The sequence below is a fragment of the Thalassotalea atypica genome (assembly GCF_030295975.1).
In the GTDB taxonomy this organism is placed as follows: Bacteria; Pseudomonadota; Gammaproteobacteria; order Enterobacterales; family Alteromonadaceae; genus Thalassotalea_F; species Thalassotalea_F atypica.
The window spans coordinates 2,490,787-2,501,637 of sequence record NZ_AP027364.1 but is presented as its reverse complement, the minus strand read 5'-3'; the positions used below and the strand labels follow the sequence as shown (position 1 = coordinate 2,501,637).

Genomic DNA, 10,851 nt, shown 5'->3' with positions numbered 1-10,851 from the left:
CATGGCGAGTTAATTTTGACAACTTTGGTAGCCCAGCACTTTATATTTCTGGACGTTCAGGGGCACTATTGGCCAAACGTCATGAATGGTGGCGAATTTTTGATTGGATGTTCAGGTTCCATGTCATGGACTATGAAGAAAGTGAAATTGATAACCAACTTTTATTCTGGTTCACCTTATTTGGAATATTTGCCGGCATCAGTGGTCTTTTACTGACCTTCTACCGCATTTTTAAAAACAAGGAAGATAAATCTCAACCTCTAGCAGTAAAGGAGAGTATTTAATGGATTGGATAAGAAAAATTCATAAATGGACATCTCTTTTGGTTGGTGTTCAATTTTTACTTTGGCTATTTTCTGGTATCTATTTTAACTTAATGGATCACCATAAAGCAGGGGGGCATCAATACCGAGCCCATGTTCACCACGAGAGCCAAGTTGATAAAAGTAAACTTGTTGAGCCTAAAAGCGTGTTGGGCAAAGCCAAGGCAGCAACATCTGTTAAGTTAACTGAAATTCTAGGCCAGCCGTATTATTTGGTTAATCACGAAAAAGGCTTGTACCCGAACTTCAAAAATCGCTATAGCCTTTATCATGCTTATACTGGCGAGTTGACTAATATAGATGATGACTTTGCCAGAAAACTTGCCTTGCAGTCATACAATGGTCCGGGGAAAATCGTCTCTGCACAATTTATTTCTGGAAAAATAGAGGATTTTCCAAAACAGAAAAACCCAAGTTGGCAAGTTACCTTTAATGATGAGGTCAATACCAGTGTCTATGTTGATGGCGGCTCTGGATGGATAGTCGGGCACAGTGATGATGATAAGCGCTTTGCCAGTATTTTCTTTATGCTTCATTTTATGGACTATGGCAATGAGGGCAGCTTTAATAACCTGCAAATTATTTTATTTGCGTTTGTCACGTTATGGCTATCGACTACCGGTTTGATTTGGACTGTCGATCTCGTAGCCAGAGGACAATATAAGGTTAAATGGCTAGCCAAGCAGCGTCAGGTCAAATTGTTTGATAAACACCAGCAAAGCCTAGGCGAAGTGAAACTTTCAACACACGATAATTTACTCCATGAACTTGAACAGCACAGCATCATTTTACCATCGAGTTGTGGTGGCGGTGGCACTTGCGGCCGTTGTCGCGTGTTAATTAGTCCAAATGCTAAAGTCACTTCTGCAGATACGCAGCAGTTCAATCAAGAGCAATTAAATGAAGGCTTTAGGTTAGCCTGTCAGCATTTTTCTAATGATGTTGAACATATGACTTTAATGGATGTTACCGATGCTAATAAAGTTACACTTGAACTGCTCGACAACCGTTTTGTTAGTCCTGATATTAAAGAACTAAGGTTTAAAGTCATAGGTGAGCCTTTTGCCTTTAAAGCGGGTGCCTTTATGCGCTTTTTAATTCCAGCGGGTCAAGGAAATTATCTGCCTGTAGATATACCAAGTAACTATCAAGTGCATTGGCAAGGTACACAAGCGCAGCATTATCACCATGACGCTTGTTCTCGCAGTTACTCTATTGCTAATGCTGATAGCGCAAATGGCGAGTTAGTCTTTACCATTAAAATGTTGCCAGCTCAATCTAGCGAGCACTTACCGGGCATTGGCTCTAATTTTATGGGGAATTTAGCACTAAACCAGACGATTGAAGCATTAGGCCCATTTGAAGACTTCTATGTTAAACCCGAAAACGGCAGCACTTTGGTGTTAATTGGTGCTGGCTCAGGCATGGCGCCGTTAAAAGCGATCATTGAAGAGCAACTTGCAAATGGGGCGAACAAGTCGATCGTGTTTATTTACGGCGCTCGAACCGAGCAAGACTTGATTTATCAACAAGAGTTTTATCAATTGGCTAAATCCGACAGCAGGTTCACTTATTTACCAACACTTTCTAAGCCAAATAAAGATTGGCTAGGAGCGCAAGGGTATGCGCAAGAGGTGCTAAAAATGAACCTTTCAAGTTTTAATGATTTGTCGAATTTGGATTTTTATCTATGCGGTCCTAAAGGGATGATGGATGAAACGATAGCGTTGCTAAAACACCACGATATTGAGGATAACCGTATATCATTTGATGATTTTAGTTAAAAAGAGGTGAAACGGCTGTTAGCTTAAATTAACCTTGACCTTAAATCGAGTAAAATGGGTGTTAATCAAAAATGGCGTAACACATGAACACGTGATGCGCCTTTTATTTTTTGCTTCGCTAAACTTAAAGAATATAGAAATTTAAGCCGCGCTTACATCTATTAATCATTTTGAATGTTAGTCACTGTGGCCTAAACCGATTAGTTGTTTCTTCTGGCAGTCGTCGGCAACAGGAACTGTCACGATAAAATACGATTAACATCAAGATTATTACAAGGATGGCGTGATACTGTTCTTCAAAATTTCCTTTCTGAAAATATTATGTCTGCATTTCCAAACTTATGGCACAATCGCCGTTATTTTCCTATAAGCCAGTATTTTAAGCAACGACTGGGTGATAAAGTCGTTAAAATTTCAGTCAGTGTTGCTGAAACGTGCCCCAACAGAAGACACGGTAAAACGAACAATGCTTGTATATTTTGTGATGAATGGGGCTCGGCTGCGTATCACCTAGAACGTGATCGTGAGCTACTTGATCAAATCAGGGAAAATAAGAAGTGGGTGCAACGTCGTCACAAATGTGAAAAATATATGGTCTATTTCCAGTCATATACCAATACGCTTGATAGAGTCAGTGAGCTTAAAGAGCGCTTTGATATCGCTTTATCAGAAGATTACATACATGGCATTGTATTAGGCACTAGACCTGATTGCTTACCTGAGCGTATTTTTGAGTTGCTTGATGATACTAGCAAAAAAGCCTACACCTTAGTTGAAATAGGTGCTCAAAGTTTTTATGACGACCAATTAGAATTTCTAAAAAGAGGGCATACTGCGCAGCAAAATATTGATGCGATAAATATGTTGGCGGATAAAACCGGTGTTGATGTGGGCATTCATTTAATCTTTGGCATGCAGGGTGATAGCGATGAGCGCATTATCGAGACGGCAAAACTGATAAATTCATTGCCAATCAGTAATGTGAAGTTACACAATCTACATGTACTCTCTAACACGCCATTGGAAGAAATGTATCGCCGAGGTGAATTTATCCCAGATGATTTATCTGCGTACGCTAAGAAAGTTATTCTATTTTTACAACATTTGTCTCCAGATGTAGCGGTACAACGTTTGACTGCATTGGCTAGCCGCTGGGATGAGCTAATTGCGCCTAAATGGACTGCGCAGAAAATGCAGCCAATAGAATATATCGAAGAAAAAATGACTACCGCCGATGTTTGGCAAGGTAAGTTATATAGTGAGTAATAGCGTAACCAAGTGCTATATTTTGCACTTGGTTTTATCGCGTTAATTTAGGTGGCTTCTCTACCTAAAACTCTCATTGATTGATTGGAGTGTTGCATTGCCGGGACACAATACATCTTCGTTTAATGAATTAAGCGGTTTACAGCTAGTGCCAGACATATCATGTAAATCAGTGGGATCGGTATCAACATAAAGCAGCCCCGTCAATATTTCTCCTCGCTCATTGTGATCTTTAATTGCATCGATAGCAGCTCTGCGATCACAAGGATCGAAACCGGAAATTGCTTTGGTTAGGTGAATCACTGAGCCGTCATGCAAGGTTACCTCTTGGCTAGCGCCTTGTTCATAACTGGTGGTAATCTCATCTTTCATTGGCACAAAATCAAGAGCGGAGGTCGCTTCGTTATGCTCACGAATATAGTCGTAACTTTTTGTTGAGCCCACATTATTGTTAAAAGTTACACAAGGTGATACCACGTCGATAAAGGCAAATCCACGGTGTGACATGGCCGCTTTCATTAATGGAACGAGTTGGCCTTTATCACCAGAAAAACTCCGTGCTACAAACGTAGCGCCTAACTCTAAGGCCAAATTGACTAAATCTATAGGTTGGTGTTCGTTAAGCATCCCTGATTTATTGACGGAATCAACATCTGTGGTCGCCGACATTTGCCCTTTGGTTAAGCCATAGCAGCCATTATTTTCCACAATATACAACATATTGAGGTTTCGACGCACGACGTGGGCAAATTGACCTAGACCAATAGAAGCGGAATCACCATCGCCAGAAACGCCAACGTACTTTAATTCACGGTTGGCCAAATTAGCGCCAGTTGTTACTGAGGGCATTCTGCCGTGTACGGAGTTAAAACCGTGCGAGTTCCCCAAAAAATAAGTGGGTGTTTTAGAGGAACAGCCAATGCCTGATATTTTTGCAACTTTGTGCGGCTCTATTGACATCTCAAAGCACGCCTGAATAAGTGCTGCGCTGATAGAGTCATGACCACAGCCAGCGCAAAGTGTTGATAATGCACCTTCGTAATCTTTCGATGTATAGCCAATATCGTTTTTCGGCGATTGAGGGTGACGAAAGTCTGGGCGAATAAAGGTCATCTTATTTACCTCTCTTGGTATTGGCGGTCTTTTTTTTCGTTTTCTCAGTAAATAAGTGGTTCTCAATTTGTTGACGAATGTTTTGAGCAGTAATAGGCATACCGTCGTAACTGAGTAATTTGATTAACTTACTTGGCTGAGCATCTAGTTCATTGACAAGCAAAGTGCGCATTTGGCCATCTCGGTTTTGGTCAATGACAAAAATTTGCTGATGATTATGAATAAATTGCTCAACTAGTGAATGAAACGGAAACGCTTTAATACGCAAGCCATCAATAAACACACCTTCGGCAGCCAAAATATCAAGCGCTTCTCTAGTGGAAGCGTCACTGGTGCCGTAATAAATTACACCGACTTCAGACTTTTTATTGGTGTTTTTTGCCGGTACTTGCTCGGGGGCAGGCAATATTTGTTTGGCGGTGATAAATTTTCTATTTAAACGATTTACGTTTTCAACGTAAACATCGCCGTCCTCACTGTAAACGGCGTAAGGGTCTCTTGATGTACCGCGAGTGAAAAAAGCACCTTTAGTAGGATGGGTACCGGGGTAAGTGCGATAACAAATGCCATCACCGTCAACGTCATTGTACCGGCCAAAACGTTTACCTCGTGCGCTTAGCTCGTCAAGTTGCGCTGCATTAAGCACCTTACCGCGATCATACCGACAGCTATCGTCCCATGTAAATGGCTCACATAGGTGATCGTTCATACCTAAATCCAAATCTGGCATGACAATAACAGGCGTTTGTAAGCGATCGGTAGCATCAAAGGCTTCTGCGGTTAAATCAAAACACTCTTTCGGGTTTGAAGGAAATAACAACACATGCTTAGTGTCACCGTGAGAAGCGTAAGCACAAGACAACACATCAGGCTGTTGTGTACGTGTTGGCATACCTGTTGACGGTCCAGCACGTTGCACGTTAATCAAAACCGCAGGAACTTCGGCAAAATAGGCCAGCCCTAAGAATTCACTCATTAAAGAAATACCTGGCCCACTGGTTGCTGTGAAGCTACGTGCCCCATTCCAAGCAGCACCAATCACCATGCCAATAGCAGACAGCTCATCTTCTGCTTGGACAATGGCATAATTCTTTAGACCTGTGCCGGCATCTATTCTTAACCTTGATGCATATTTTTCAAACGCTTCAACAACCGACGTTGAAGGCGTAATAGGATACCAAGCCGCAACAGTAGCACCTGCATAAACGGCTGCTAATCCTGTAGCATTGTTGCCTGTGGTTAGGATGCGATCTTTTACTAAATCACGTCGTTCAACGCGAATAGCTAAAGGACAGTCAAAATGGTTATTGGCATATTGATAACCAAGCTCTAACGCGTGAATATTCGGTGCGATTAGCTTTTGCTTGCCTTTGAACTGATCGCCGACTAAATCAGACAGCACATTAAACTCTATGCCAAGCAACGCTGCTAACGCGCCGATATAAATAACATTTTTAAATAATTGGCGTTGACGCGCATCCGTATATTCTTGGCGGCATATGTCAGTAAGTGGTATACCGATATAGTGGATGTCTTCGCGTATGTAGCGAATATCTATAGGACGAGTGGAGTCGTAAACAAAGTAGCCGCCCGCGCGTACCGACTTAACATCTTTATCCATACTCTGCGGGTTAACAGCAACCATCATGTCGATGCCTTCACGTCGTCCTTGATAGCCTTTTTCACTGATACGTACTTCGTACCATGTGGGTAACCCTTGAATATTTGAAGGAAAAATATTTTTTGGGGTAACAGGAATCCCCATTCTAAAAATCGCTTTAGCAAACATGTTATTAGCGCTAGCAGAGCCTGTACCGTTAACGTTGGCAAATTTTATGACCAATTCATTGACCGACTTTAGAGTAGGTACTTTTGATTTTGTATTTGTTTTATTACTCATGATTATTCTGCCTTATGCGCTAAATTGTCACAGGCTTTAGCTTCAATATAGGTAAATTGTTGTAAGTCCCAGGCTCCTGTTGGGCAACGCTCAGCGCATAAGCCACAATGCAGGCATATGTCTTCATCTTTAACCATTACTCGACCTGTTGCTAAGTCACCGGAAACATAAAGTGGCTGTTCTAGGTTTTTAGCGGGAATGGTCAATTTATCTCTAAGCGTCGATTCATCTTCTTCCTTGCCCGTCATGGTTAAAACTTTTGTCGGACAGACATCAACGCAAGCATCGCACTCAATACACTTATCTTCAGTAAATACCGTTTGCATATCACAATTGAGACAACGCGCGGCCTCCGAAATGGCTCGCTGTTCATCAAAACCTAGTTCTACTTCATTGCTCAAGTTCTTAAGGGCTTCTTTTAGCTCCATTAATGGCACGGCATTTCTGTCGTCATTACTGACCGGACTGTCATAGCTCCATTCATGTACCCCCATTTTCTGGCTGAGCAAATTCACACCTGCGTCTGGCCGTTGTTTTATGTCCTTTCCATGGCAATATAAATCAATTGATATTGCGGCTTGGTGACCGTGAGCGACTGCCGTAATAATATTTTCGGGGCCAAATGCCGCGTCACCGCCGATAAAGACTTTTTCATGCGTGGTGGCAAATGTTTCGCGATTAACTTTTGGCATATCCCACTTATTAAAAGCGATGCCGATGTCTCGCTCTATCCAAGGAAAGCTATTTGATTGGCCAACGGCAATTAGCACGTCGTCACATTCGATAATAACGGGGGGTTCATCTAGGGGAATTAAACTACGATTACCTTGCTCATCAAATTCAGCTTTTACTTTTTCAAAACGCATAGCGACTAGCTTAGAGTCTTCGACAATAAATTCTTTCGGTACATGATTGTCCAAAATAGGAATGCCTTCATGTTGCGCATCTTCTATTTCCCATGGAGAAGCTTTCATGGATTCAAAAGGGCTACGTACGGTAACAGTGACGTCTTTGCCTCCCAATCGTAATGCGGTTCTACAACAATCCATTGCCGTATTACCACCACCCAATACAATCACTTTTTTACCAATAGCGCTGGTATGTTTAAAAGCAACATTAGCAAGCCATTCAACACCAATATGAATATTTGCCCTAGCTTCTTCTCTCCCAGGGAGTGCTAGATCTCTTCCCTTTGGCGCTCCTGTGCCTATAAAAACGGCATCGAAATTCTGCTGTAAAACCGCTTTGAGTGAGTCGACCCGTTGATTGAAAAGGGTATGAACGCCCATATCCAATACATAGTTAACTTCTTCATCCAGTACTTCATCGGGTAGGCGAAAGCTGGGTATTTGGCTGCGGATCATACCGCCACCTTTGTATTGTTCATCGTATAAAGTGATGTTATAGCCTAATGGCATTAAATCTCGTGCAACAGTGAGTGATGCAGGGCCTGCACCAATAAGTGCAATCCGTTTCCCGTTCTTCTTCGTTGGGATGTTAGGTAATAAACTGGATATGTTGTTTTTGTTGTCGCTAGCTACTCGCTTTAAACGACATATTGCTACGGGCTCTTCATCATCACCTAATCGTCCGCGCCTGCATGCGGGTTCACAAGGGCGATCACAGGTTCTACCTAAGATGCCTGGAAATACGTTGGACTGCCAATTGACCATATAGGCTTCGTTGTATTTACCTTGAGCAATTAAGCGGATGTATTCTGGGACGGGGGTATGAGCAGGGCATGCATATTGACAATCAACAACTTGGTGGAAAAATTCGATATTTTCTTTCTTTTTTATATCCACAATATTACCTTCTATAACGATTCCAGTTCACTAATGAATAGACATTGAATGTATATATTTTCTTGAATCACACGGTATTCTTTTATCCCTAGTACCGAGCACAAAAATACTATTTAAGTGTAGCTATAACATAACACCGAATGACTACTATTTGTCCATAGGTAGTGCACTTATTAATCAAGACTTGAAATAGTGTCTATGTTCATTAGTGTTTACAGATGAATATAGTTCAAGGCATAACATTAACTTTGTTGAAATATTAGCTAATCAATAATAGGAAAGCTCTGACCCGCATAGACGAGTGTATATATTTAAGGCGTGTTCAACGATTGGACCATAGTAGTATTAGTTTGATGCCTATTTAGCAACAAAGAAATTAGCAGTGTGGGGATAGGATAAGTCATGAGCGCTATAACTTTAGCCGATGACAGCGGTTTACGGATGGTTATTTGAGCGACAAAACGAATGCCCTAACCATGTCAGGGCGTTCATTAACTAGGTGTTATAAGTTAATCACTAGGTTAGCATCAACTTCGATTGCCTGATCAAGGGCTGCTAACGACGCTTTACGTTGCTTTAATTTGGTGCCAATGTGTGCAGTCATATCAAGTTTTTTCATTTGTTCTGCAGTAAATTTAGCTGTTGCCATCAATTGTTCTGGGGCGACGATGATGTCTAAAAAGCCCGCTTTAATTGCCGTTTTTGGATCAAACATTTCAGCATTGTTAACTGAACGATTAAGGTAGTTGATTGGGATACGGCTTTGCGCAATTTCAATACCCGCATTATGCATCGTCATACCTATTGCGACTTCATTTAAGCCAATTTTAAAGTCACCGTCACAACCGATGCGATAATCACAGCTTAATAATATGAACGCACCTTTTGCAACAGCGTGGCCGCTACATGCAACAATAATAGGGTAGGGAAACGCGAGCATTCTGCGAGCTAGGTTAGATCCTTTGGTGACCAAACCGATTGCCGAGTCAGGGCCCGCTTTCATGGTTTTTAAGTCGTATCCACCAGAAAGAATACCCGGTTGCCCCGTTAAGATAACAACGGCTTTTTCTTGTTCAGCTTGATCAAGAGCTGCGTTTAATTCGTCAATCACTTGGTGAGAAATAGCGTTTACTTTGCCGTTAGTTATAGTGATTGTCGCAATTTGTTCTTCTATTTCTGTGGTAACTAAGGCCATTGTGGCTCCTTATTGTTCAAATTCTTTAGACTCAGCATTGAAGTTAACTGGGCTACAAACTTAACTGCAAGCTTATGATGACCGACAAATTTAACGCATTAAAATCAATTATAAAAGCAATTTAAACACTTGTTTGAATTTTTGATGTGTAATTCATTTAAAGAGAAATGCCAATAGTGCTTTTAAAATGTATTTATTGAACGGCGACACTTTACTGTCTAGCCCTGCGATAGATTGGGCTATAATAGGGGAGCTTATTTATAGCACATGAAATGTGAGGCGTTATTGCGCTTTTGGTGAGCTAGTTAGGTTAAGTAGTTGGTTGACTATTCCTGAGCCGACAATAGTGCTATGGTAAACAGCAAATATACAACAGTTAACGGTTACTGGATCAATGCCGGCCCCTCATTTGAATTGCATAACTACCCCGGACTTAAACCACGACAAGCCTTCAGATGGTGCTTACGTCAGTGGCAGCTATCTCTTATTAATGTTACCTGTACTTGATGAGTTAGGCATAGATCAAAAACTTTTCTTTCACCAAGAACAAATTGATTTGAAACGTCTGACGGATGTTAACTACAGAATCACCAATCTTAATTCATGTAATCTTTGGCAAAAATTATATGATATGACTCAAGATGAGACTATTGGCATCAAAGCTGGGCGTTTTGCCAACCCTAAAATATTTAACTTCCTTGGGCCAACGATGTGGCGAACACAAACACCACTAGAAGGCTTAGAAACCATGTTTAGGTACTTTCAGCTATTTTCTGATGCAGCCAAATTGTGCGTAGTTAAGATGAAAGATGGCTATAGTGTGCGAGTAACGGTATGTACCGATGAATACATTCCTGCAATAAACATGGATGCATTTCTAGGCGCTATTATTACGTTATGCCGACAGCATTATGGTGATGACTTTGCTCCTAAGCACGTAAAAACCATGCGACCATTAGTAAAAGACGTCAGTTACTTCCGTCGCTTTTTCCGCTGCGACATTGAATTTGAACAGCCTATTTTTGAAATAGCTTTTGAGCACGAGATGCTTGAGAGACAAGTACAGCTTGATAGTAATTTATATGGAAACTTAGATCTTAGTACCAAAGAATTAAAAGATAGGGTTAGGTTATTGGAGCGCGACGATCTTATTGCTCAAATAAAGATACTGGTGAAACAAAATTTATCCAAAGAGAATAGCTCATTGAGCAGTATATCAAATCGTTTTTACATGAGTGAGCGCACCATGCAACGTCGATTAGAGATGTATAATTGTACCTTCAGGTCGATTGTTGAAGAATGTCGCCATGAACTGGCACTAGATTACATTCAATGTTCGGATTTATCGGTAGCCGATATAGGACATTTACTAGGCTTTTCAAACTATAGCAATTTTGCGCGCGCATTTAAAAACTGGACTAAGATGTCACCTAACACATACAAACAAGCCATGAATATTCTTTGA

At 41.1% G+C, this 10,851-nt stretch carries 7 protein-coding genes; 3 read left to right on the top strand and 4 right to left on the bottom strand.

Features of this window, described 5'->3' with window-relative positions; translation table 11 throughout:
- Nucleotides 1–283: 283 nt before the first annotated feature.
- Nucleotides 284–2,107, top strand: coding sequence for a 2Fe-2S iron-sulfur cluster-binding protein (locus QUE03_RS11510; RefSeq protein WP_286261563.1), 1,824 nt, complete (start codon nt 284–286; stop codon nt 2,105–2,107).
- 321 nt (nt 2,108–2,428) lie between these two features.
- On the top strand, nt 2,429–3,373 hold the full coding sequence (mnmL, locus tag QUE03_RS11505; protein ID WP_286261561.1) for a tRNA modification radical SAM protein MnmL/YtqA: 945 nt from the start codon (nt 2,429–2,431) through the stop codon (nt 3,371–3,373).
- Between the two features lie 60 nt (nt 3,374–3,433).
- On the opposite strand, the gene QUE03_RS11500 is transcribed toward mnmL, so the two are convergent.
- From QUE03_RS11500 to QUE03_RS11485, 4 genes are all read right to left on the bottom strand, one after another.
- A complete protein-coding gene (locus QUE03_RS11500) occupies nt 3,434–4,486 on the bottom strand; it encodes a 2-oxoacid:ferredoxin oxidoreductase subunit beta (protein WP_286261559.1) in 1,053 nt (350 codons plus the stop codon).
- A gap of 1 nt (nt 4,487) precedes the next feature.
- Nucleotides 4,488–6,386: a 2-oxoacid:acceptor oxidoreductase subunit alpha gene (locus tag QUE03_RS11495; protein WP_286261557.1), complete on the bottom strand. Its 1,899-nt coding sequence runs from the start codon at nt 6,384–6,386 to the stop codon at nt 4,488–4,490.
- 2 nt (nt 6,387–6,388) lie between these two features.
- Nucleotides 6,389–8,191: an FAD-dependent oxidoreductase gene (locus QUE03_RS11490; RefSeq protein WP_286261556.1), complete on the bottom strand. Its 1,803-nt coding sequence runs from the start codon at nt 8,189–8,191 to the stop codon at nt 6,389–6,391.
- Nucleotides 8,192–8,693: 502 nt separating this feature from the next.
- Nucleotides 8,694–9,386, bottom strand: a complete 693-nt coding sequence (locus QUE03_RS11485) for a crotonase/enoyl-CoA hydratase family protein (protein WP_286261554.1) — start codon at nt 9,384–9,386, stop codon at nt 8,694–8,696.
- Nucleotides 9,387–9,780: 394 nt separating this feature from the next.
- On the opposite strand from QUE03_RS11485, the gene QUE03_RS11480 reads away from it, so the two are divergent.
- A complete protein-coding gene (locus QUE03_RS11480) occupies nt 9,781–10,851 on the top strand; it encodes an AraC family transcriptional regulator (protein WP_286261552.1) in 1,071 nt (356 codons plus the stop codon).